At 31.2% G+C, this 22457-nt stretch carries 26 protein-coding genes; 6 read left to right on the forward strand and 20 right to left on the reverse strand.

Features of this window, described 5'->3' with window-relative positions; genetic code table 11:
- Positions 1 to 36: 36 nt before the first annotated feature.
- From PB7211_RS06290 to PB7211_RS06365, 16 genes are read right to left on the reverse strand one after another with little or no spacing between them, the layout of a single operon-like run.
- Entirely contained in the window at positions 37 to 513 is a 477-nt protein-coding gene (locus PB7211_RS06290) for a hypothetical protein (protein ID WP_232208844.1), read from the reverse strand.
- Positions 482 to 1051, reverse strand: a complete 570-nt coding sequence (locus PB7211_RS06295; protein ID WP_008545848.1) for an NAD(P)H-dependent oxidoreductase — start codon at positions 1049 to 1051, stop codon at positions 482 to 484. Before PB7211_RS06295 ends, PB7211_RS06290 begins: the two co-directional genes overlap by 32 nt.
- Before the next feature lie 37 nt (positions 1052 to 1088).
- Positions 1089 to 2699, reverse strand: coding sequence for a membrane protein (locus PB7211_RS06300; RefSeq protein ID WP_008545623.1), 1611 nt, complete (start codon positions 2697 to 2699; stop codon positions 1089 to 1091).
- Between the two features lie 28 nt (positions 2700 to 2727).
- Positions 2728 to 3177: a CoA-binding protein gene (locus tag PB7211_RS06305; protein WP_008544065.1), complete on the reverse strand. Its 450-nt coding sequence runs from the start codon at positions 3175 to 3177 to the stop codon at positions 2728 to 2730.
- 5 nt (positions 3178 to 3182) lie between these two features.
- On the reverse strand, positions 3183 to 3545 hold the full coding sequence (locus tag PB7211_RS06310; protein WP_008544839.1) for a 2Fe-2S iron-sulfur cluster-binding protein: 363 nt from the start codon (positions 3543 to 3545) through the stop codon (positions 3183 to 3185).
- Entirely contained in the window at positions 3545 to 4918 is a 1374-nt protein-coding gene (locus PB7211_RS06315) for a selenium-binding family protein (RefSeq protein WP_008545315.1), read from the reverse strand. The genes PB7211_RS06310 and PB7211_RS06315 overlap by 1 nt, the downstream gene beginning before the upstream one ends.
- Before the next feature lie 2 nt (positions 4919 to 4920).
- Positions 4921 to 5118 (reverse strand): hypothetical protein, encoded by a 198-nt coding sequence (locus PB7211_RS06320; protein WP_008544575.1) that lies wholly within the window; start codon positions 5116 to 5118, stop codon positions 4921 to 4923.
- Complete coding sequence (locus PB7211_RS06325; RefSeq protein WP_029455395.1) at positions 5118 to 5897, reverse strand: enoyl-CoA hydratase; 780 nt, start codon at positions 5895 to 5897, stop codon at positions 5118 to 5120. The genes PB7211_RS06320 and PB7211_RS06325 overlap by 1 nt, the downstream gene beginning before the upstream one ends.
- Complete coding sequence (locus PB7211_RS06330; RefSeq protein WP_008546108.1) at positions 5898 to 6749, reverse strand: HalD/BesD family halogenase; 852 nt, start codon at positions 6747 to 6749, stop codon at positions 5898 to 5900.
- A 4-nt stretch (positions 6750 to 6753) separates the two neighbouring features.
- The gene (locus PB7211_RS06335) at positions 6754 to 7128 is read right to left on the reverse strand and encodes a cytidyltransferase (RefSeq protein ID WP_008544605.1); all 375 of its coding nucleotides are present in this window, start codon (positions 7126 to 7128) and stop codon (positions 6754 to 6756) included.
- A gap of 11 nt (positions 7129 to 7139) precedes the next feature.
- Complete coding sequence (locus tag PB7211_RS06340; RefSeq protein ID WP_008544705.1) at positions 7140 to 7553, reverse strand: AAA family ATPase; 414 nt, start codon at positions 7551 to 7553, stop codon at positions 7140 to 7142.
- On the reverse strand, positions 7553 to 8788 hold the full coding sequence (locus PB7211_RS06345) for a M24 family metallopeptidase (RefSeq protein WP_008545600.1): 1236 nt from the start codon (positions 8786 to 8788) through the stop codon (positions 7553 to 7555). Before PB7211_RS06345 ends, PB7211_RS06340 begins: the two co-directional genes overlap by 1 nt.
- Before the next feature lie 19 nt (positions 8789 to 8807).
- Entirely contained in the window at positions 8808 to 9179 is a 372-nt protein-coding gene (locus tag PB7211_RS06350) for a hypothetical protein (RefSeq protein ID WP_008544342.1), read from the reverse strand.
- An 8-nt stretch (positions 9180 to 9187) separates the two neighbouring features.
- Positions 9188 to 11593, reverse strand: coding sequence for a GcvT family protein (locus PB7211_RS06355; RefSeq protein WP_008544664.1), 2406 nt, complete (start codon positions 11591 to 11593; stop codon positions 9188 to 9190).
- Between the two features lies 1 nt (position 11594).
- A complete protein-coding gene (locus PB7211_RS06360) occupies positions 11595 to 12635 on the reverse strand; it encodes a homocysteine S-methyltransferase family protein (protein ID WP_008545912.1) in 1041 nt (346 codons plus the stop codon).
- An 11-nt stretch (positions 12636 to 12646) separates the two neighbouring features.
- On the reverse strand, positions 12647 to 13840 hold the full coding sequence (locus tag PB7211_RS06365) for an aromatic ring-hydroxylating oxygenase subunit alpha (protein WP_008545147.1): 1194 nt from the start codon (positions 13838 to 13840) through the stop codon (positions 12647 to 12649).
- 251 nt (positions 13841 to 14091) lie between these two features.
- On the opposite strand from PB7211_RS06365, the gene PB7211_RS06370 reads away from it, so the two are divergent.
- The 3 genes from PB7211_RS06370 (at position 14092) to PB7211_RS06380 (ending at position 16875) form a co-directional block, all read left to right on the forward strand.
- Entirely contained in the window at positions 14092 to 14835 is a 744-nt protein-coding gene (locus PB7211_RS06370; RefSeq protein ID WP_232208845.1) for a methylenetetrahydrofolate reductase, read from the forward strand.
- Positions 14828 to 16186, forward strand: coding sequence for a glycine cleavage T C-terminal barrel domain-containing protein (locus PB7211_RS06375; protein WP_008546087.1), 1359 nt, complete (start codon positions 14828 to 14830; stop codon positions 16184 to 16186). The genes PB7211_RS06370 and PB7211_RS06375 overlap by 8 nt, the downstream gene beginning before the upstream one ends.
- 143 nt (positions 16187 to 16329) lie before the next feature.
- Positions 16330 to 16875, forward strand: a complete 546-nt coding sequence (locus tag PB7211_RS06380) for a hypothetical protein (protein WP_008545780.1) — start codon at positions 16330 to 16332, stop codon at positions 16873 to 16875.
- Here PB7211_RS06380 and PB7211_RS07995 read toward each other — a convergent pair.
- The 4 genes from PB7211_RS07995 to PB7211_RS06395 are packed head-to-tail and all read right to left on the reverse strand — an operon-like array spanning position 16872 to position 20272.
- Positions 16872 to 17039, reverse strand: coding sequence for a hypothetical protein (locus PB7211_RS07995; protein ID WP_196242560.1), 168 nt, complete (start codon positions 17037 to 17039; stop codon positions 16872 to 16874). The two genes, PB7211_RS06380 and PB7211_RS07995, sit on opposite strands and share 4 nt — an antisense overlap.
- The gene (locus PB7211_RS06385; protein ID WP_034399150.1) at positions 17032 to 17640 is read right to left on the reverse strand and encodes a DUF3726 domain-containing protein; all 609 of its coding nucleotides are present in this window, start codon (positions 17638 to 17640) and stop codon (positions 17032 to 17034) included. Before PB7211_RS06385 ends, PB7211_RS07995 begins: the two co-directional genes overlap by 8 nt.
- Before the next feature lie 2 nt (positions 17641 to 17642).
- Positions 17643 to 19304: a hypothetical protein gene (locus tag PB7211_RS06390; protein WP_008544277.1), complete on the reverse strand. Its 1662-nt coding sequence runs from the start codon at positions 19302 to 19304 to the stop codon at positions 17643 to 17645.
- Positions 19305 to 19306: 2 nt separating this feature from the next.
- Positions 19307 to 20272, reverse strand: coding sequence for a membrane dipeptidase (locus PB7211_RS06395; RefSeq protein WP_008544308.1), 966 nt, complete (start codon positions 20270 to 20272; stop codon positions 19307 to 19309).
- Between the two features lie 92 nt (positions 20273 to 20364).
- Between PB7211_RS06395 and purE the strand changes: the two genes are divergently transcribed.
- The 3 genes from purE to PB7211_RS06410 are packed head-to-tail and all read left to right on the forward strand — an operon-like array spanning position 20365 to position 22376.
- Positions 20365 to 20856, forward strand: a complete 492-nt coding sequence (purE, locus tag PB7211_RS06400; RefSeq protein ID WP_008544649.1) for a 5-(carboxyamino)imidazole ribonucleotide mutase — start codon at positions 20365 to 20367, stop codon at positions 20854 to 20856.
- Between the two features lie 2 nt (positions 20857 to 20858).
- Positions 20859 to 21905 (forward strand): 5-(carboxyamino)imidazole ribonucleotide synthase, encoded by a 1047-nt coding sequence (locus tag PB7211_RS06405; protein WP_008544336.1) that lies wholly within the window; start codon positions 20859 to 20861, stop codon positions 21903 to 21905.
- Complete coding sequence (locus tag PB7211_RS06410) at positions 21906 to 22376, forward strand: GNAT family N-acetyltransferase (RefSeq protein WP_029455411.1); 471 nt, start codon at positions 21906 to 21908, stop codon at positions 22374 to 22376.
- Positions 22377 to 22457 lie beyond the last annotated feature (81 nt).

The following is a 22457-nucleotide window of genomic DNA, read 5'->3' on the forward strand; positions in this document are numbered from 1 at the left end:
TTTGAAATAACGAAACAAAATTATATATGTGGATAATTAAATTGAACTGCCAAGCGGGATAGGATTTGACACCATTGTAGTCAACCAACAGTTCATAAGCTCACCATCTTCTGTATATTTTTCTACTTGCCAATTAAACTTATGGTAAATCTTATTCTTATCTAAAATAATTACTTCAAATTGAGCCCAATTATCACTACTTCCAAGCTTAGTTATTGTGTGACTTAAATGATCAATCATCATTTGGTAAGAGTCCCCCTTAAGCATTCTTTTAAAATTAGGTAAAGGTCCTGTCACTTTCTTATTATTTGGGTGAGCGAAATTCCAAGTTTGCTCAATACCACTATCCTTAAAATTTGAGTCATTTTTTTGAAGCCCTGACAATTGAATCTTAACAACTTCATCAGGTTTGATTTGATTGTTGGGCTTTAATAGCTCTGCTTTAGAAATTGATATTGAGATTAATACTAATATTAAAACTTTAAATATTATTTGCAGTGTTTTTAACATCATCTAGAAACTTTTGTCTTTTTGCATCACTTACAAATGGTACCGCAAAATATCTTCTATAGACAATGTTATATATGCCACACATATGAAATACTCCTCTTTTTAACCTTCTAATGGGTAGGTTTAAAAAAAAAGTTGTAATTGCTAAACGTGGAGATCCATAAGTACAAAAAATAATAGCTCTTTTTTTTCTTAAGTTTCCAATTGGGTATCCATAATTTCCCCATAACTGCTTGAATGTAAAAGCCCAAGGTGGGGCTAAGACTTTATCGATCCAACCTTCAACAATTGCTGGCATTCTAAAATTCCAAATTGGTGCTATTAAAACAATCGTATCACATTCCTCAATTCTTTTGCGGTGATTTAAAACTTCTTCACCCGCTTCTTCGCCAGCGAATACAGGATCAAATTTTTCTTTATACAAATCTACAGCATCAACTTTGTTGCCATTATTTTCAGCTGTTTTGATAAAAGTATCTCTTATTGCAGCATTAAAAGATTTGTCATTATAATGACCATAAACTAAAAAAATCTTTTTCATATATTTTCACCAACTTTTTAATTTTAAATTTTTTGAATTATTCTGAGGTTTTGTACTTGCTATTATTAATTATAAATACAAATAAAATTGGTAAAATCAAAGTTAATACTGTCACAACAATTAACAAGATACCTAATTCAGAATAATCTGCTGTGGTTTGAATCTTTCCACTAAATTTGTCTTTAACTTCTCTTGTAACTACAAATATGTGATTTAAATATTTAGTTAACAAAGCGCTCGCAGAAAGTGCAAGATTTGTGAATGAAGCAAAAACTGCAAAAAAAGTTGCTTTAAGATGAGATGGAGCATTTTTTGCTATCCAAGCTAACAATGGTATCATGGATACCTGTCCTAAAGGCGACTCTAACGCGGTGTTTATGATTGCAATAAATTTTGCATCTACAACACCATTCGTTAAAGATGATGTCCAATTATGAAAACCATAATACATTCCAATACTTGGTAAAAATAAAATAGATCCTGCAATACTTAAAATAACTATTATTTTAGCAATTGAATTGTTAGCCATAAATGGTCTAAGCAAAACAATACCAGCAAGAGTTAAGATGGATGCTAACAGAGATAAAACTGAAAAGAATTGTTCATTAAATTTAAGTACATCTATTTCAAACCAAGAAAGTCCTGGGCCAGGACCTGGCATCGCTCTAAATATAAATATAATTACAGCAGTTCCAACAATTGTTAACCTCAAGTTTTCAGGTAATTCTTTAATAAGTTTGAACATTAAAAATAAGATTATTATTACAGAACCAATAAAAACGATTTCTTGTGCAAATGGAACTTTGAAAGACCCAATTGATAATGTAAAAACAACAAATATTAAACTACCACCTAATATCCACCAATTTATTTTTGTTTTTTCTGAGCCTCTTTCATCTTTAAAATCTAAACCTTTTAATCTTAAAATTTTAATTTTTTTATTTTTTAAATATTTTGCTAATCCAACACCTAGAATAGAAACAAGTGGAATAACTAAAGCATAAATATAAATAGAGCCATATAGTTGAATTTTATTCGCTTGATCTAAATTTTCTACATCTCTGAATAAAATTACATTCACTAAAGCAACTAGAACTGTACCACCAATTATTGCAAAACGACCTAATGTCTGCATTGTTGTATGCATTGTTTTGATTTGATCTTTACTGTAGTCATTTCCTTGATCGTCATTCAAGGGAACTGCTTCAACTGTCATTGCATCAGCAACAACATCTTGAACTACATATCCAACTGGAGCTAAAAGCACACTAAGTACAAACCAAGTCTCTACAGAAAATATTTGAACCATGTCTTCTGTATGTATGATTAGACCATACATAATTAATAAACTTATGGCTATTAAGGATGCACCCACATAAACCATGTAATTTTTTCTGTCCCAGATAAGATCAACTAAATGACCTAAGGGCATTTTTAAAGCCCATGGAATTCCAGCCCAAAATCCTAAGCCTGCTAAAAATGCAGCTGATAAATTTAAATAATCTTTAACAAAAAAAGTTCCTACAATACCGGTAAGTCCGGAAATTCCTGCTGCTAAATAAACCATTAATGGTGGAAGATAAGTCCATTTAAACTGACGACCTAAATCTAAAAAAGTATCGTCTAAAAATTTAAATATTTTTTTCATGATGTTATTGATCTTATTTTACAATAACTTAAATTTTAAGATCAAGTCTAGGTTTCCAGAATGGTCTAAATAGCTCAATTTTAGGACATCTGTTCATTACTACTTTAAGTCCAGCATCTTCTGCTAATTTTGCAGCATCATGATTAATAACACCAATTTGTCCCCATAAAACTTTAGCATTAATATTAATAGCTTCTTCTGCAATACCATAAAGATCTTCAGGTTTTCTAAAAACTTCTACCATATCTACAGGTCTATCGATTGCTTTTAAATCTGGGTAAACTTTTAAACCTCTTATCTCTGTTATACCAGGGCGCGGATTCACTGGAATCATATCATAACCTGTTTCATGCAAAACTCTTAATACACCATAGCTAAATTTTGTTTTATCAGGGCTAGCTCCAACCATTGCAATTGTTTTTACTGAACTAAGTATATTTCTTAAGTATTCATCTGAGTAAGGCTCTTTATGATTCATAAGTGTTATTTTTTTTTATTTTTTTGAGTAGCAATATCAGCTTTTAGCTCATGCGGTGCAAGTGGGTCAAGAAAAGGATTTCTATAAAGTTTATCATGACTTTCAACTCCAATTTCAATAGTACAATCTGTTTTTGGTCTTGCAACACATAAGATTATATATCCATTATTTATTTGACGATTATTAAGTGCCACTTGTGAACGCTGATCTATTTCACCTTCAATTAATTTAGCTGCGCAAGTAATACATCCTCCGTATTGACAACCGTAAGGTAAATCCACGCCTTGTTCTCTTAATTCTTGAAGTAAAGACATTCGTCCAGAAACTTTATAAACACTATTCCCTCGATTTGCGATTGTGATCTGCATTAAAGCCAAATATCACTTGTACAATCTCCACCTGGGTACCTACTTTCGTGACACCTGCTTGGACCGTTTGGTTCTTTTCCAAAATCTACTATAAAATCTTTATTTATTTTCATACCACCATTTTCAACATCACAATCTATCATTATCATAGCTCCACCTTGTGTACGTATTTCAGGATAGAATTGATTGTCCCAAGTAGAAAACAATGAAGTTGTGACATACATGCGTTTACCATCTAACGATAACTGATACATTTGTGGACCACCAGCAATCTTCACACCATTAACAACGGGTGCTTTACCTAAAAGACCACCCATCCAAACTTGTCCTGTTAACTTTGGGTTATGAGGATCTGAAATATCATACTGTCTCATATCTCCATGTAACCAATTGTTAAGATAAAGATATTTATCATCCATTGATACAAGGATGGCAGACATAACTCCAGGTACTGGAATTGGCCAATCCGGATGTGGTTCATTTTCTACGTCTATGATTTTTTCCCATTCCCATTTTCCTTCTTTAGATTTCCAAAAATGAATTACATTTGCGCTTAGAGCTGCTCCACAAAAACCATGACTACTATCAGGGTTGTGCATAAATTTAACTTCCAATGGTATTAAACCGTCTTCTCCTAGATACATTGTTTCAACTGGTTCTTTTTTTTTAAAATCCCAGATATGTAATCTACGTCCATATTTTAAATGACCAACTTCTTCTAAATCAAAACCTGGCATAAATGTATTGGGTGCTGCCCACTCTGAACTTACCATGACGTTGTGTCGTGGCTGATACCAAAAATCATAACTAAATGGGATATCCCCCATAGAATTTTCCCATCTTCCTACAATTTCAAAATCTTTGTTTAAATGTAAATATCCACCTGGTGCTTCACCTCTTGCATTGCCTAAAAAAGAAATAATTATTTCAGAGCCTAAACAGTGGACTGTATGGGGGCCTGATAAATTAGTTTTAGATTTAATTTCTGAACCTTCAATAATTTTATGAATTCTAGGTGCAAATGGGTCTGTTGCAGTATCAATTACATGAATATTATTAGATCTTACACCTGGTACTAAAAGGTATTTTCTACTCATACCTTCATCACCATGACATGAAGAACAAGCATTCCATCCCATATGATGCAATTCATCTCCTATACCTGGCATTTCAAGTCGGTGAATAACTTTTGAATATGTGGGACTGTCTGGATCTACATCAATAGTTGCTAGATAATCTGGTTTCTGAATTCCAGTACCTGTGTAAATTGCTATTGTATATAAAAGTTTTTCACTTGGTGCTTTTATTGCATCTGCTGGACTAGCATATCCAGGACCACAACATGTTTTTTTTTCATTTATAATATTAGTCATAATTATTTATTCTTTTTTATTTGTTCCTCACAAAACTTTTTTGCTTCTTTTAAATCTGTAATTTTTGATTCAGATAATTTTTGACTACCTGCAAGACATGCGTCTACAGCTCTTTTAAAATTATGATCATTAAAACTTAAAATAAAAAACATGCCTGCAATTATAAAAATTATAATAAAGAAATTTTTTTTATTTAACACTATTTATTTTTCCACTTTGGTTTTCTTTTTTCCAAGAAAGCTGAAATTCCTTCTTTTGCATCCATTGCCATCATATTAATTGTCATCATTTTGCTTGTATATGCGTAAGCTTTTGCTAAAGGCATCTCTAATTGTTTATAAAAAGCTTGTTTTCCAATTTTAATCGTTAGATTTGATTTTGACGCAATAAGTTTTGCAACTTTTAAAACTTCAGAATTTAATTTTGATGCAGCAAAACAATCATTAATAAGACTTATTTCTTTTGCATAACTTGCTTTAATAGGCTCACCCGTTAGCAACATTTTCATCATAGGTTTTCTATTAATTTTTCTACTTACAGCAACCATAGGTGTGCTGCAAAATAAACCAATATTTACTCCAGGGGTAGCAAATAAAGCTTCTTTAGTACTATAAGCTAGATCGCAACTCGCAACTAACTGACATCCTGCAGCAAAAGCTGCTCCATGCACTTTAGCAATAACGGGTTTCCTTCCTTCAACAATTTGAAGCATTACTTTTGAGCAAAGATTAAATAGTTTTTGATATTTTTCTTTTTTTTTTAATCCTCTTACTTCTTTTAAATTGTGACCTGCGCTAAAACCTTTGCCGGCACCTTCTAAAATTATAACTTTAACATTTTTATCAGCATCTAATTTTTTTAAACTCTTTAATAAATCTGAAAGATTTTTAAATGATAATGAATTATAGGTTTGAGGCTCATCAATAATTATTGATGATATATCTTTGTCGATTTTTTTTATTTTAATATTGCTTGTCATTTAATCAGTTAACCCATCGGATCTTGCTTGATTTCTTTCTATATGAATTGGTAAAACTTTGCCATATATTGCTTTAGAATGCTCAGGTGTATTAACTCTCCATGGATCCAATACATAAGCTGGTATACACATATATCTTGATTTTTTACCTTCAACTTTGGTTACTCTATGAAGTGTAAATCTTCCTTTAAATATTTGTAAATCACCAGGTTCTAACTTTAATTGTTTAACTTTCGTCCTATCTCCATTTAAAACTTTTTTAACCTCTTCAAAATTTTCATTCCCTGGTTCTCTTATGTTTGCACAATATTCAAAAATCCCACCATTTTCAGGTTTCTGGATCATTAAACTTAAAGTAAATTCGCAGCTATCAAAATGCCATGGAAGAATTCCTTCAGGTTTCATTACATTATATGCATGGCAAGCCAATGGGTCGGCCCATCTGTATATTGGAGAAACACCTAGGCAAGCAGAAACAAATTTCAAAAGCTCTTCAGTTTCATAAAGGTATTTCATTTCTGAATTTTTTTGAAAACAGTCAGAATTTAGATATCCATTATATCTTTCCATAAAATTTCTCTTAGGATGTTCTTTAGGTAAAGATGGATCATCTTTAGCATATAAGTATGCATTGATTTTTTCCTTAGACATATAAACTTCATCAAGCTGCTTTTCTAATTCTAAATTCATTGTCTCTAAAGATTTAGGTAAAATAAAATTTGGTATGGTAGAACAGCTATCTTGGTCTAGTTCTTTTTTACACTTCTCAATTAATCTTTTAATAATTGGAGAATTTAAATCATGAATAGGATATTTTTCTAAATCAACAATAGTTTTAAGTCTATCGTTCATTGCTTTATTTTAGTTTGCCTTCTTCTCTCATTTTTGCTCTAATTTTTGTAGCTGAGATTTCTTGAATTTCTTTTGATAGTTCAATTTCTTCAATTTTATAACCAACTCCTCTACCGTAACAAATATTAGTAATATTCGGAACCATCATAATTTTAAATTGTCCTTCAAATTCTGGATTTAACCTATCTTCAATATTTTTTTTTACAGTTTCAAAATCAAATGGATTATCATCCACTCCTTGAACGTCTCTAATTTGAATACACACTTGACCAGTTTTTTTTATAATTTCTTTAAACAATGTGTAATGGCCATCATGAAATGGTTGCCACCTTCCTAACATTTGAGCTGTTGGTTTTTTATTATCCCATTGGTATGACATGATTTTACCCCTTATTTTAAATTAATATCTTCAAATATTTTTGGTGCCCAATTTTTAGCATCTTGTGTAGTAACATGAAAGTCAAACTTATCTGGTTTGATAAACATTTTGTTAGTATCATCAAATCTTCCTTCTTTAATAGTATCTACCCATATAACATAATCAGCAGGAAACAAACTTCTCGCTTCTGGTGTTGGACATATAAAATCTGCTACAACATCAAATCCTTGTTCTTTTAATTTTAGAGCAAAATCTGACATTCTTTTAGCTTGCCGCTTTCTTCCTTCTTCAGAAAAATCCCAATCATTTGCCTCTTTTCTAACTTCATCAGCATTCAATCTCTTAGCATTTAACATTGGTGCTAATTCTCCTGCCAAAGTTGTTTTTCCTGAACCAGGCAAACCCATTATTAAAATTATTTTCATTAAATATCTTCTAACGGATGATGGGACATTAGTTCAAGTCCATTTTGACCCACTAAATATTGTTGCTCAAGTTTTACGCCCTCTTTACCACCAACTTTTCCAATATAGCTTTCAACAGTAATAGTCATGTTTTTTTGAAATATACCGCCTTTGTCTCCACCATCTGTTGGATATCTTATTGATGGCCACTCATCGCACAAACCTATTCCGTGAACCATCACAGAATATCTATTGCCATAATATTCTTTAGGAAGTTTCCAAGATTTTTCTATAAACTCTTTAAAAGTCGTACCATCTTTTATTAAACTTGAATTATGGTTAATTTGATTAACTGCCATTGAATAAAGATTTTTTTGATTATCATTAAAAATATTTCCGCATACAAATGTTCTCGATATATCAGCACAATATCCATAAGGTCCTACCATATCAGTATCAAATGAAACAATTTCTCCCTGTTGTATTATCTTATTACTACTTTCTTGCATCCAAGGATTTGTTCTCTCCCCTGATGATAAAATTCTACACTCAATCCATTCACCGCCATTTTCTATATTTGTTTTGTGAAGTATCGACCATAGTTCATCCTCAGTAATACCTGCTTTGAGTTCTTTTCTCATTTTAGTTACACCGATTTCTGCAACTTCAATAGCTGCCTTCATACATTTTAACTCTTCTGGTGATTTAATAACTCTTGCCTGTTCTAATATTGATTTTGCATCTATTACTTCTATTCCACTTTTATTTAATTCTGTAACTGCTGGTCCATTTAAAACATCGATTGCAATTTTTTTTGATTTAAAATATTTTTGTGATAATTCATTAACTTCTGAAATCCATTTTTTTAATTGTGAATTGGCTTGATCTCCATGAGCAAAATAATCCCAGGTTATTGCTGGTCTAATTTCTTCAATTAAATTTAAGTGCTCAGACAATTTTTCACAGTTAAAATACTCATAAAGAATTGTTGGTCCTTCCACTGGTACAAAACAATACCTAGAAAGATTATGCATATTAAAAACACTCATATTTACAGTGTCTAATGCATACCGAACATTGACTGGGTCAAATAAAATACATGCTTCTAAATTATTTTTAATCAATTCTTTTTTAACTCTCTCAAGTCGATAACTTCTTAATTTTTCAAAGTTAATCTCATCCTCTCTTATTCTTTTTTTTGTAAGGAAGTTTGTATATAATTTGTATTCTGGATTTATTTTTCTACTAAATTTCATAAGATTGATAAATAATATTTCAAAATTGATAAAAAGTATATTGTGCAACTAATTCCTGACCTGGATCAATATCCTTTAGTGAAACAAGGAATAAATACTTGAAATTTTTTTCATTTTTTTTGCTAATTGTTGATAGAGAATTTAAATCTAGAGTTTTGCCAAATTCGTATCCTGGAAATATATCCATTCCCATTTTAATTATATTGGGATTTTCTGAGTGATTATAAAAACCACCTAAGGGCGTTCTAATGTAACTGTTAGGAAATGTTTCATGTTTAACGTGTGTAACACCTATAAAAGAGTCTTTGTTAATCTTTATCTCTGAAAATAAACCTAAACCTTCAATTGCTGAATTTCTAATTGTTAATTGATTTGGTAAAGGTCTATACATTAAATTATTTAGTTTCTCATTTTTTGACCACTTGGATCGTAAAGTGGTTCTTTAATTACTGAACAATTAAATAGATTTCCATTTATCTCTACTTGAATTTTATTTTCAGACTTAATTTTATTTTGATCGATAAATGTAAATGCCACACTCTTGTTCACAAAATGTGCAAAACCTCCAGAAGTTACATAGCCAATGCTTTGATCTCCATTCATTACAGCTTCATTGTTCGTTACATCAATGTCATTTGTTTCAACAATTAAAGGTGTAAGTTTGCTTGAGGAGCTTTCTTTTTGTGCGCTTTCTTTACCAATAAATTCTTTTTTCCAATTTATAAACATATCTAATCCAGTTTCTTTTGCAGTAAAATCTGGTCTATAATCTAACGTCCAAGCTCCCCAATTTTTCTCTAATCTCATAGACATTAATGCCCTTCCACCAAAAGGTTTAATATCAAATTCTTTTCCTGCTTCCATTAACTCTTCATAAAGTTTTAATTGATAGTGTGGTGCTACATAAATTTCATAGCCAAGCTCACCTGTAAATGAAATTCTATTTATTATAGCTGGTACGCTACCAACGAACATTCTTCTAGAGTCTCTAAATTTAAACTTTTCATTTGAAACATCATCTCTAACGATTTTTTCTAATACTTTTCTTGAATTAGGTCCTGCAATTGACAACCCATGATACTCATCAGATCTATTTTTATAATTTAAATTAAATTTTCCTAAATGACTTTCAAACCAACGTCTATGTATTTCTTGTGCAGCTCCTGACCCAAAAACCATAAATTCATTTTCATCTAAACAAGCTACAGTTAAATCTCCACACAATTTTCCTCTATATGATAACATTGGAGATAATGAAATTCTTCCAGGCTTTGGTAATCTTCCAGCCATAATATGATCTAAAAATTTTCTGGCATCAGGACCTTTAAATTCATGTTTCGAAAAGTTAGCAACTTCAATTAGCCCAACATTTTCTCTAACATTAATTACTTCTTTTGAAACATAATCATGTGATCTTGATCTTTTAATAGTGGGTTCTTCATGAGCATCTTCTTTATTGTTTGCAAACCACAAAACATTTTCTAATCCAAAGCTATCACCCATCACTGCTCCTTGATTTACAAAACGGTCGTAAAGTGCGGTTGTTTTTTGTTTTCTTCCTTTTGGAAGTGTTTCGTTTGGAAAAGTCATAATAAATCTTCGTTCATAATTTTCTGAAGATTTTACTGTTCCATATTGAGGTGATGCATAATCTCCAAATCTTGCAACATCCATCGCCCAAACATCAATTGAAGGTTCACCATCAATTATCCACTCAGCAATACATTTTCCTACTCCTCCACCTTGGCAAAATCCTGCCATAACGCCAACTGCTACCCAATAATTTTTCATTCCTGGAACTGGACCAATTAAAGGACTTCCATCAGGACCAAAAGTAAAAGGACCATTAACTATATTTTTAATTCCAGCACGTTCTAACGCTGGCATTCTTTCAAAACCTATCGCTAGTCTATCTTCAATATTATCTAATTTTGGCTGAAGTAACTCATGTCCAAAGTTCATTGGGGTTCCTTCAACTTTCCATGGAGTTGATTTCGGCTCATAAGTTCCAAGCAACATTCCTTTTCCTTCTTGTCTAAAATAAATATTTCCCTCAAAATCTGTTCCTATCGGTAATCTTAGATCCCCCATTGCTTCTATTTCTGGAATGGACTCAGTGATTAAATAGTGATGTTCCATCGGTTGTACTGGGAGATTTAATCCTGCTAATTGACCAACTTCTCTTGCCCAAAGTCCTCCTGCATTAACAACAATATCAGCCTTAATATTCCCTTTATCTGTGATTACGTCCCAAGATCCATCTTCTTTTTGTTTTGTGTCTTTAACAACTGTGTGGGTATAATACTTTCCCCCATGAACTTTTGCAGCTTTAGCAAAAGCATAAGTAACTCCCGATGGATCAACTTCACCATCAATAGGATCCCACAACGCCAATAAATATCTAGATGGATCAATTAAAGGGTTTTTCTTTTTTACTTCCTCTAGAGAAATGAACTCTTGATCAAGTCCCATGTATCTTGCTTTTGATCTTTCTCTCTTTAAATAATCAGCCCACACTTCGTTTGATGCTAAATAAAACCCACCACTGGGTTTAAAGCCTACAGAATGACCAGACTCTTTTTCTATTTCTTTATACAGGCCTATTGTATAAGCCATCATGCGAGAGATATTTGGATCAGAAGAAATTACATGTACATTTCCAGCAGCATGCCAAGATGATCCTGAAGTCAGTTCATTTCTTTCAAGAAGAATACAATCTTTTAACCCGAACTTAGAAAGATGATAGAGGATTGAACATCCAACTACTCCACCTCCTATAACAACTACCTTGGCATTTTTTTCCATATTAATATTTGATCTCTTTATTTACTTTTTTCAAAGACTTATCTGTTCCGTGATGAAAATGTTTGCTCATATCAGGCATATATTTCATTGAAATTGGTTTCTTTCCAATTGCAACTGACATCTCCCTGACGTGATGGGCTTCTGCTCCACAACATATACCAATAAAATTTATTTTACTTTCAACACAATCTTTAGCAAACTCTGCCATCTCGTATCGATTGCAAAATAAATTGTCTAAAGCAACAGGGAAAGCATTGCCTCCTGGAATAAGATCGCAGCCATGATCAGAAATATTTAAAAAGCCAGGTTCCTCTTCAGTTGTTCTGTAAGGAACAGGAAGTCCTGCCACATGACATGAAACTTTATCTCTAACTTTTTTTAATAATTTCATTGTCATCTCTGGTCCTCTATAACAATTCAAACCAACCAAATCAGCACCTAGATCTTCCATCATCTTGCAAGCATCTTCAGCGCTGTGACCTTCTCTAGTTTTATCTCCTCTAGGTATTGCAAAATTACAAACCGCAATAAGTCCAGCATCTTTTATAGCTTTTAATGCAATCTTCATTTCGTCAGACCAATTAATTGTTTCAGCAATAACAAAATCTACTCCAGCTTCTTTAGCCCAAGCAACTTGTTCCTCATACATTTGTTGACATTGTTTATGAGTATTCGCATCATTAGGATCAAATACATTTGTATTTGCTACATCTCCACAAACCATCAGATCTAGATCTTTAAATTCAGCAGCTGCATCTTTTGCAATTTTAAGAGCATTCTTTTGCATTGGTTCTAACAAATGCTCTTTACCTATTATTCGAAGTTTTTCTCTATGCCCATAATATGTAAAAGCTTGAACAACATCTGAGCCAGCCCTAATAAATTCTCTATGTAATTGAGTTACTACCTCCGGATGTTCTAAAACAACTTCTGGAACAAAAGGTCCTGCTGACAGATATCCCCTTCTTTCCATTGCAAAAAGATACCCTTCAGCACACATTATTGGGCCTTCATTTAATCTAGTAATAAGATCTTTTTTCATAATTTATCCTCTCATTTAGTTAAGTTAGTTGCAACCCACTTATGAAACATCAAAGTAGGAGTATCCATTACTGGGGAAAAATTTCCTCCATTATAAGCAGGGGAACTTCGACCCTTTTGCATTCCTTCTATTGCAGCAACATCTTCACTCATAACTTCTTGCCAAAATGCAAAATTTTTTTTTCTTATTTCTTTATATTCATCACTTGAAGCACTTTCATCTCCAACGTAATACATTTCAAAATGTTCTCTTGTATTGTTATTTGACAATGGTTCTAACCAAAATGCATAAAAATGATCAACATGTATTCCAAGCATAACATTTGGAAATAGAGAAACATATTCTGAATTTTGATAAAGATCATTGGGCCAATTTGGAAATATTGAAAGTTTTTTATTACCATCAAACTGTTGACTATATTTATTACTGCCTTGTCCTGAAAAAGTTTCTGCAAGATCTTCTATATGATAATGGTCTTTTAAATTTGAAACTCTATTTAATTCTGGATGAACCCAGGGTAAGTGATAGCTTTCACAATAATTTTCAATTGCTAATTTCCAATTACTTTTTACTTCCATATTAAAATAACCAAAATCTCTAGCATGTCTTATTAACTTTTGATCCTCTCTTGATATAAACTTTGACCATTGTTTTTCTAAAGGATCGATACTTTGCTCAAAATCTTTTTTGTTTTTATTGACATTAATGAATATTAAATCCATCCATACATGTGTTGAAATTTCTTTAAGATTGCTTTTTGATTTAATAAAACCTTCTGTCTCATGTATATTCATTCCGCCAACGTGAGGTGTGGCTATTAATTCACCATTAAAATTATATGACCATGAATGATATGGGCATCTTATAGTGTTCTTTATTTTGCATTCTTCTTTTACAAGTATCATGCCTCTATGACTGCAAACATTATGAAATACTCTAATCTTATTATTTTTATCCCGTAAAATTAACAGTGGAATTCCCATTAAATTAAATGGTTTTGCATCGCCCACTTCGGGTACTGAACTGGAAACACCCACAACTATCCAGTTATTGAAAAAAACTTTCTCTCTTTCTATTTTAAAATATTCATCACTTAAATAACATTCATTAGGAAGACCATTTGCTTCATTAATTGATTTTTTTGTAGCTTCGATTTTATCTAGATCGACAATTCTTGATAATACATCTAAATTTTGTGACTTCATTAACCTCCTTTTCTATTTAATTTAGTTTTACTTAAATTTAGAAAATTGGGTTTTTCTTACGATTCTCTGATGATTATTTGTTGAAATACAGGTTGACAATTCAAGCTGTATGAAAATCCATATACAAATTCTGGACCAATCCAAAACATAAAAAATCGTACCATAAAATGGGCAAAATCAAAATAAAATTCTATCTACAAGTGGTTCTTTAAGGTAGCTGAATTTCTTTGACAGCATTTTCAAATAAGATAATGATCGAGAAAAAAATGAATTTTTCACTAGAAATTGGTCCTAAAACTGACCTTGAAACGTTACCTCCGGTTAAGGATGTTTACGTCACAATGCTACCTGGTGGAGACTATAAAGAGACTTCAGATCAATCTATTGAACTTGTAAAAAAAGGTTTTAATCCTGTGCCTCATTTTCCCGCAAGATCAATTGAAAACGATTCTGAGCTAAAAGATTACGTTTCAAGATGTAAAGACGGTGGAGTAAAACAAGCATTAATAATTGGTGGTGGTAGAGAACCAATGGGAAAATTTGATAGTTCATTTCAACTTTTAGAAACAGGTTATTTTGAAAATATGAAAATAGGAATTGCTGGGCATCCCGAGGGAAGTCCTGACATATCCGATACCGATTTAGACAAAGCTATGATGGATAAAAAGCCTTATGCTGATTATATAGTAACTCAGTGGTTATTAGACCCTCAGCCTATCATAGATTTTATTTCTAAACAAAGCGTACCAGTACATGTTGGAATTACTGGACCTCTAAAAATATCAAGCTTAATAAAGTTTGCTAATATTGTTGGAGCAAAAAATTCCTTAAATTTTCTTAAATCTAATTTTAGTAAGGCGTTAGATTTATTGAAACCTAAAGACCCTAATGATTTAATTGGGAAAGTTAAATCGCATACTGATAACTTCCACATTTATACATTCGGCGGCTTGAAGGAAACAAACAAGTGGTTGAAGGAGAATAGTTATGTCTAATGAATTTGACTATACTAAACTAAAACATGTTACTTCAGTTGATCAATCAGATCGTGCAGTACCATATAATTTAAGACAAAGTGGGCCAACTAAAGTTGAAATGCTTATCTCAACAAGGGTAAGAAAATCACCTTATTGGCATTTATCAATGCAGGCAGGTTGTTGGAGAGCAACTGTTTACAATCGTATTTATCACCCAAGAGGATATGTAAAACCAGAAGATGGTGGAGCAATGGTTGAGTATGATGCAATTGTAAATCACGTTACTATGTGGAACGTTGCTGTTGAAAGACAAATAAGAGTTAAAGGTCCGGATGCAGAAAAATTTACAGACTATGTAATAACGAGAGATGCAACAAAAATTTCTCCGATGAGAGCAAGATATGTGATTTTGTGTAATGCTTATGGAGGAGTATTAAATGATCCAATCCTACTTAGAATTGCTGAAGATGAATTTTGGTTTTCATTATCAGACTCTGATATTGGTATGTACCTTCAAGGTGTAAATGCTGATGGAAGATTTGATTGTACAATTGAGGAAATTGATGTCAGTCCTGTGCAGATACAAGGACCAAAATCAAAAGCTTTAATGAAAGACCTTTGTGGAGATCAAGTTGATTTTGATAATATGCCTTTCTACGGCTTAGCGGAAGTAAAAGTTGGTGGAAGAAGTTGTATAATTTCTCAATCTGGTTTCTCTGGAGAAGCTGGATATGAAATTTATCTAAGAGACTCGACTTTATACGCTGAGGATATGTGGAATGCTGTTCTTGAAGCAGGTAAAAAACATAGCCTAATGGTTATTGCTCCTGCTCACCATAGAAGAATTCAAGCTGGAATTCTTTCATGGGGTCAAGATATGGATCAACAACACAATCCTTTTCAGTGTAACTTAGGTTATCAAGTTTCTTTATCTGGAAAAGGTGAATGGTCTAAAAAAGGTGACTATGTCGGTAAAGCTGCATTAGAAAAAATGGGTGCTGAACTTAAAGATGGCAAAAAACCTTATAAGCTTCAATTAGTTGGACTTGAATTAGGTGGAAAACCTATTGAAGAGTACGCTCCTGATTTTTGGCTAGTATCACCAGAGAGTGGTGGAGATCCTGTTGGATTTATAACTTCTCCTTGGTATCACCCAGAAAAAAAACAAAACATAGCAATGGGATATGTGCCGTTTGATGGAACATTAAATGCAAATGGTTTTCCAAAAGGTAAGGTTGGAACTAAATTTAAAGTTCACCTGCCTGAAAAATACTCTGACACACCAGGAACTCCTGTTGATGCAGTTGTAGTAGATATTCCATTTAAAGAGTCTTTCAACGCAAATACTAGAGAAGTTGTAAAAGGCTAAATTTATTTTGGGGGAGCAAATTAAAGCTCCCCCATTTCTTCAATGACAAAGGGTTTTTTGATAGTAATTTGCATTATCATTGCGATTGCTTTAATAGTATTCCCATTATTAGTTTCATATAAAGCACAAAAGAATAAAAAATAATGTTTGCCGAATTTTTAAGTATAGTTTTTAAATCTATAAAATTAGATAAATCTTTATATTCAGATAATAAAAATTTTGGTGAAGCTTCTATTTATTTTGCTGGGATAATAATGATTTTAGATGGGATCGCGGGTGCTGTTGCTGCTAACACAGTAATTAAAACAGCAGTTGCTATGTCTGGACTTACATCAATTTTAACTTGGTTAGTTTGGGCAATCTTTATTTATGTGATTGGTGTTAAACTTTTTCCAGACAAAAAAGCAAAGGTTCCTTTTAAAAAAGTTTTAACAGCAGTTGGGTTTGCTCATGCACCTGGTTTACTTAGATTTTTCGCAGTAACACCCAATATGATGATACCGATTATTTTTCTGACACAATTTTGGATTTTTGCAGGATTAATTATTTCTACAAAGCAAGTATTGGGCTTAAAATCTAACATAAAATCTTTTGGTATAGTTTTTTTATCGTTTTTAATTATAGCATTCTTATCAATTTCTTTTGTAATGAGCAGAATGAATATGTTGCCTGTTAGCCAGATTAGCTAGATTGGAAAAATAGTCTTAGATACCCTACAAGACGAACAAAGCTTATAACTAGTTAAAATTAAATTTTGAGACACACTTTCATCTTCTTTTTTGCATTCTTCACAAACATTATCTAGTTCTTTGATAATTTCAGAATTATTGCTTTTGTCTGATTCATCAGTCATTATCTGTAAGGCCAGCTCCTGCTCCACTCTGTTTAAGACTATCACTTTCTTCTACAAATGTATTTTCAGCTAATTTGTATAAACTATTCCAATCTGAGTCTGTAAAGTTGTCTTTGTTATCTAAAAGTTTTACCTCTAAATTATTTGAATGTTTACTGAAGTCCTTATTAAATCCATTCGAAAAAATATTTACATTTAAGTTAAGTAAAATTTCATTTTGATCAAATTTAACATATATTTTTTTTCCACTTACTTCAGATGCTCTGCTTAAAAATGACAAAAAAATTATTGGATACGCAATCTTTTTAAAGTGTATCGTGTCAAAATTCTCTATTGCTTTAATTTGATCTAAAAAACTAACACCAAGTGTAATTGGACAGAAAGCTTCTTGAGCAATATTTTTCTCACTGATTGAATTTAAATTTTCAAATTTTTTTATTTCTCTTTCTTTGTAATACTGATTTAAATTTTTTATTCCTGCTAATCCAAATAACTCTAATAATCTTATAGACTTTCCAACTTCCTCAGAAACTCCCCAAGAAAAACCTACTGCCCTACTAGCTCTTTTAACTGCAGTTTCAATTTCACTTAAAGATCTCATTATTAATTGTTAGCTTTATAAACCCATTGCTCGTCATAGTTTTTTAATTCATTTGGTAGTGGCGCACCTTGGAACATACAAATTCTTAGCCATTTATCTGATCTAGGGTCAAATTTTAACGCACCAAAAAAAGATAATTTAAGTCTAAGCATATCAATAGGGACAATACTTTTACCAATTGTATTGTCTTGAATCTCAGAATATGGAAATTTTTCAATTATAAAAGCTCTTCTAACAACATGTCTTAAATCTGAGTTCGATGATAAAAATTGAGCAATTGTTGTGTCATTTTTTAAAGAAAGTAATTGCTCATAAAGTTTTTTTATATCCCTTGCTATAGCTAGAGGTTGTTCTAATTCAGATCCATGTTCTTCAAACCTGTCAGCCATCCTAGGCTCTTCTTTGTTTTTTGATATAAACCAGAAATTTTGATTATTTTCTTTTTGATCAAAATTTATATCCAAAATATTTGGATATCTAGTTTTAATAATTTCCATTAATTCTTGCGTTGTTCGATTGGTTGGAATATTAAAATACTTTTCTTCTTCAGAGCTCATATTGCTAACTAAAGGCTCGGTAATATCGTTATAAGGCTCCATCATTATAGAGACTACGTATTCTATACATTCCTCGCATGAATTCTGCTCTAACCACAAATATATCTGATTAAATGGAAACTCAGACTGAAAATCAAAATCATTTTCAACATGATTGATCAATTTTTTAACATCTCTTAATAATAATCTAATTTTATTCTGTTGATATTCACTGTCTGTATTCCAGCTAGTAATATTTTTTAATGATTTTTTTAAACAATCTTTAAAAAGTTGACTGTCTTGATTTTTAACAATTTCAATTTCTCTAATCTTTTTTAATGCTATTTCTCTACTTAAAATCCAATTATTTAACAATGTTGGGTGATTAACTATAAAAGGAGCCATACCAAGACCAGTAGAGTTTCCAATACCTAAATTTTTACAAATTTGATTATCTAGTTTTACTGCTGTTTTGGGATTTATATTATGAGCAACATGGTTTACCTGATCAAACGTAAATTGTCTTACTAAATAAACTAACATCATTTCTAATCTAAAAGGACCGTTAATTTCCTCTCTATTTTTAATCCGAAATCTATCTGCTAGACCAAATTTTCCAGATCCATAAACTGCTGTAGTTCTGTATAAATAACCAACTTTTGACAATAAATCTAAATCAGGTTGTTTACCCTCACTTAAATTTTTCACAACATGATTAAAAACTCTAATAGACTTATTTGCTCTTGATAAAGTTAACTCTTTAAATGTAAGTCTACCTATTTCTTGTTTAGGGACCTCGTTTTTTAATCTTTTAATATCATCTTTACTGGGTACACCGTCATAAAGTGTAAAAGCAGCATCCCACTTAGTAGCTATTACTCTATCGGATCTTTCTTCATCTTCAATCTTATTGGCAAAACAAACTAATGAATAAACTCTATCTTTTTTTTTAAATGAATATATTGCCTCTCCATAACCATCTTTATCTAAGTTAAATAAATCTCTATTATAATCCCAATCTTTGAATTCACTTAAAAAACTTCTTAAAAAAGATAGTTTTGATTGGTGAAATGATCCTAATCTAGATAATTTCATTATTGTGTTTGGGTCTCTTAATTCAACTTTCATAATCAAATTGATTTATAAAAATTGTACCAATTATTTCCAAGTATTCCTTGTGTCTCACTGTCTGAAAACCCTGCTTTTTTAAGACCATTTTCAATATTTTTAAATCCTCTAGCATCCTCAAACCATTCTGGTTGTTTTGGAAAACCAGGTTTGTTTTTAGATCCTTCTCCATAATTTTTGCTTTTAGACCAAGTGCCATTTCTCATCCATTCAACAACTGTATCGGCTTGATTTAAACAAAGGTCTGATCCAATACCAATATTTTTTATTTCCATAATTTCTGCTGTTCTTGCAACCATCTCGCAAAAACTCTCAATTGTGCAATTAGTATTATTTTTTAAATGATGTGGATATAAAGACAAACCTAGCATACCTCCACTTTCACTTAATGTTTTTAACAGTTCATTAGATTTATTTCTTTTTGCAGCGTGCCAAAAAGATGGATTAGCATGAGTAATAGCTATTGGTTTTTCACTTAATTCTATTGCATCAAATGTACTTTTCTCTGCTGAATGAGACATATCAATAACAATGCCAACTCTATTCATTTCTTTAATAACTTCACGACCAAAATTAGTTACACCACTATCTATTTTTTCATAACAGCCAGTTGCGAGTAATGACTGATTATTATAAGTCAGTTGCATAAATCTACATCCCAACGAATGTACTTTTTCTACTAAACTAATATCATCTTCAATGGGTGAACAATTTTGAAACCCAAAAAAAATTGCTGTTTTTTTTTCAACGTTTGCTTTTTCGATATCTTTAAAATCATTGCCTAAAAAAATTAAATCTGAGTTTTCTGAAAAGAGTTTTTCCCATTTTTTAGTTTCACCTACTAACTCATCAAAATCTTCATGATAAACAATAGTTACGTGAACTGCGTCTAGATTTGCCTCTCTATTGAATTCAAAGATCTCTCTAGACCAATTACAATATTGTAGATTATCTATTTTAAAATTCATAAAGTACCAATTCTAATCAATATGTTTTTAAATACTATTAATTTTATTGAAATTTTGAGTTTATTTTGAAATAAAGATTTTGGTAAAATTTCATGAAAAAAAATAAATCATTAAAAGTTTCAATAGTAATGGGTAGTCAGTCTGACTATAAAATTATGCATCTTGCAGAAAAAACACTAAAAAAAATAGGTGTACCTTTTGAGATTAAAATCATATCAGCGCACAGAACTCCAAAAAGAATGTACGATTATGCTCTAGCAACTAAAAGAAATAATATTGGTGTAATTATAGCTGGAGCAGGTGGTTCTGCTCATTTACCAGGAATGATATCTGCATTAACATCTTTACCAGTTCTAGGAGTACCAATTGAAAGTAAAAAATTAAAAGGTTTAGATAGCTTATTATCTATAGTTCAAATGCCTAAAGGTATCCCAGTTGGTACACTTGCCATCGGTGAAGATGGCGCAATAAATGCTGCGTTACTTGCAGCTTCAATTATTGGAAATAATAATCAATCAATAAAAAATAAATTAAATAATTGGAGAGCAGCTCAAACAAAATCTGTAAAAAAAAAACCTAAATAAAAATGTCCGATATTACACTTGGAATAATTGGTGGTGGTCAACTTGGAAGTATGATGGCCATAGCTGCTAAAAAATTAAATATTACAACTATAATTTTTTGTGATGATGTTGACGCACCAGCTCAAAACTTTTGTAATAATTTTATTTGTGGAAATTATGATGACAAAGAAAAAATCGCTGAATTTGTAAAACTTGTAGACATAGTTACTTTTGAATTTGAAAATATTCCCTATGAAACTCTAAATGAAATTAATAAATTAAAACCAGTTTTACCAAAACCTGCTGTTAATAGACTTATTCAACACAGGTTAGCTGAAAAAGATTTTATCAACAAATTAAATATAAGAACAACTAGGTACGTCTCTATTGAAAAAAAATCTGATTTAGATTCTCTTGAAGATTTTTTACCTGGAATTTTAAAAACTACTACACTTGGATATGATGGAAAAGGTCAACATCCTATTCATTCTATTGATGAGCTAAATTCACTTAATATAGATTTTTCTAAAGGATATATTCTTGAGAAATTAGTAAAATTAAAAAAAGAAATTTCAATAATAATAACCAGATTTGAAAATCAAAAATATGAGATTTATGAACCTATTGAAAATACTCATCAAGATCAAATTTTAAGAAACTCAAAAATACCTGCTGATATTGATAATAAAATTTTTGAGCAATCAAAAGATTGGGCTATGACAATTTCTGAGGAGCTAAAATATGTAGGCACATTATGTGTAGAATTTTTTATCGACAGAAATGATAATCTTTATGTTAACGAAATTGCGCCAAGAGTTCATAACTCAGGTCATTTAACAATTAATGCTTATAATATTAGCCAATTTGAAAATCATGTAAGAGCAGTATGTGGACTGGAACAAATTCCATTAAAAAAGATTTCTAACGCTAAAATGATAAATCTTATTGGAGATGAAATTTCAAAGTACAGAAAAATATCAAAATTGAATGATAATGAATTTTTCTTTGATTATCTAAAAAAAGAGATAAAAGACAAAAGAAAAATGGGACATCTAACTACGTTAATTTAAATGTTAAAATCTATTGAGGGAAATTTTGAACATCCTGAAGTTAATGAACTCTTAATTAAACACTTTATTGAACTAAGAGCTGCATCACCAGAGGGTAGTGCTCATGTTTTAGACATTCCTGGTTTAAAAGTTCCTTCTATCAAATTTTGGAGTTTATGGGAAAATCAAAAATTAATGGGATGTGGGGCCTTAAAATTTTTAGATAAAGGGCACGGTGAATTTAAATCCATAAGAATACATGACGATTTTAGAAAAAAAGGTAACGGTATTAACGTAATTAATCATTTAATAACTGAAGCAGAAAAATTAAACATATCAAGATTAAGTATAGAAACTGGGGCTGGAGATTTTTTTATACCTGCTAGAAAACTATTTAAACAATGTGGATTCGAACCTTGTAAACCCTTTGCTCACTACAAAGAAGATATAAATTCTGTTTATTTAACTAAGTTAATTAACAACATTTCATAAAATTAAGTTTATTTATCTAATAATATGTTGACAAAACCCTAGAAAATCTAAACAAAGCCAGAATTACTTAATTTTAAGTAA

It is taken from the genome of Candidatus Pelagibacter sp. HTCC7211, from assembly GCF_000155895.1.
In the GTDB taxonomy this organism is placed as follows: Bacteria; Pseudomonadota; Alphaproteobacteria; order Pelagibacterales; family Pelagibacteraceae; genus Pelagibacter.

What these genes read in the sequence shown, in the direction of transcription:
- PB7211_RS06290 (WP_232208844.1), bottom strand. Translation starts at nt 513, where the DNA reads ATGATGTTAAAAACACTGCAAATAATATTTAAAGTTTTAATATTAGTA.
- PB7211_RS06295 (WP_008545848.1), bottom strand. Translation starts at nt 1,051, where the DNA reads ATGAAAAAGATTTTTTTAGTTTATGGTCATTATAATGACAAATCTTTT.
- PB7211_RS06300 (WP_008545623.1), bottom strand. Translation starts at nt 2,699, where the DNA reads ATGAAAAAAATATTTAAATTTTTAGACGATACTTTTTTAGATTTAGGT.
- PB7211_RS06305 (WP_008544065.1), bottom strand. Translation starts at nt 3,177, where the DNA reads ATGAATCATAAAGAGCCTTACTCAGATGAATACTTAAGAAATATACTT.
- PB7211_RS06310 (WP_008544839.1), bottom strand. Translation starts at nt 3,545, where the DNA reads ATGCAGATCACAATCGCAAATCGAGGGAATAGTGTTTATAAAGTTTCT.
- PB7211_RS06315 (WP_008545315.1), bottom strand. Translation starts at nt 4,918, where the DNA reads ATGACTAATATTATAAATGAAAAAAAAACATGTTGTGGTCCTGGATAT.
- PB7211_RS06325 (WP_029455395.1), bottom strand. Translation starts at nt 5,897, where the DNA reads ATGACAAGCAATATTAAAATAAAAAAAATCGACAAAGATATATCATCA.
- PB7211_RS06330 (WP_008546108.1), bottom strand. Translation starts at nt 6,749, where the DNA reads ATGAACGATAGACTTAAAACTATTGTTGATTTAGAAAAATATCCTATT.
- PB7211_RS06335 (WP_008544605.1), bottom strand. Translation starts at nt 7,128, where the DNA reads ATGTCATACCAATGGGATAATAAAAAACCAACAGCTCAAATGTTAGGA.
- PB7211_RS06340 (WP_008544705.1), bottom strand. Translation starts at nt 7,553, where the DNA reads ATGAAAATAATTTTAATAATGGGTTTGCCTGGTTCAGGAAAAACAACT.
- PB7211_RS06345 (WP_008545600.1), bottom strand. Translation starts at nt 8,788, where the DNA reads ATGAAATTTAGTAGAAAAATAAATCCAGAATACAAATTATATACAAAC.
- PB7211_RS06350 (WP_008544342.1), bottom strand. Translation starts at nt 9,179, where the DNA reads ATGTATAGACCTTTACCAAATCAATTAACAATTAGAAATTCAGCAATT.
- PB7211_RS06355 (WP_008544664.1), bottom strand. Translation starts at nt 11,593, where the DNA reads ATGGAAAAAAATGCCAAGGTAGTTGTTATAGGAGGTGGAGTAGTTGGA.
- PB7211_RS06360 (WP_008545912.1), bottom strand. Translation starts at nt 12,635, where the DNA reads ATGAAAAAAGATCTTATTACTAGATTAAATGAAGGCCCAATAATGTGT.
- PB7211_RS06365 (WP_008545147.1), bottom strand. Translation starts at nt 13,840, where the DNA reads ATGAAGTCACAAAATTTAGATGTATTATCAAGAATTGTCGATCTAGAT.
- PB7211_RS06370 (WP_232208845.1), top strand. Translation starts at nt 14,092, where the DNA reads ATGATCGAGAAAAAAATGAATTTTTCACTAGAAATTGGTCCTAAAACT.
- PB7211_RS06375 (WP_008546087.1), top strand. Translation starts at nt 14,828, where the DNA reads ATGTCTAATGAATTTGACTATACTAAACTAAAACATGTTACTTCAGTT.
- PB7211_RS06380 (WP_008545780.1), top strand. Translation starts at nt 16,330, where the DNA reads ATGTTTGCCGAATTTTTAAGTATAGTTTTTAAATCTATAAAATTAGAT.
- PB7211_RS07995 (WP_196242560.1), bottom strand. Translation starts at nt 17,039, where the DNA reads ATGACTGATGAATCAGACAAAAGCAATAATTCTGAAATTATCAAAGAA.
- PB7211_RS06385 (WP_034399150.1), bottom strand. Translation starts at nt 17,640, where the DNA reads ATGAGATCTTTAAGTGAAATTGAAACTGCAGTTAAAAGAGCTAGTAGG.
- PB7211_RS06390 (WP_008544277.1), bottom strand. Translation starts at nt 19,304, where the DNA reads ATGAAAGTTGAATTAAGAGACCCAAACACAATAATGAAATTATCTAGA.
- PB7211_RS06395 (WP_008544308.1), bottom strand. Translation starts at nt 20,272, where the DNA reads ATGAATTTTAAAATAGATAATCTACAATATTGTAATTGGTCTAGAGAG.
- purE (WP_008544649.1), top strand. Translation starts at nt 20,365, where the DNA reads ATGAAAAAAAATAAATCATTAAAAGTTTCAATAGTAATGGGTAGTCAG.
- PB7211_RS06405 (WP_008544336.1), top strand. Translation starts at nt 20,859, where the DNA reads ATGTCCGATATTACACTTGGAATAATTGGTGGTGGTCAACTTGGAAGT.
- PB7211_RS06410 (WP_029455411.1), top strand. Translation starts at nt 21,906, where the DNA reads ATGTTAAAATCTATTGAGGGAAATTTTGAACATCCTGAAGTTAATGAA.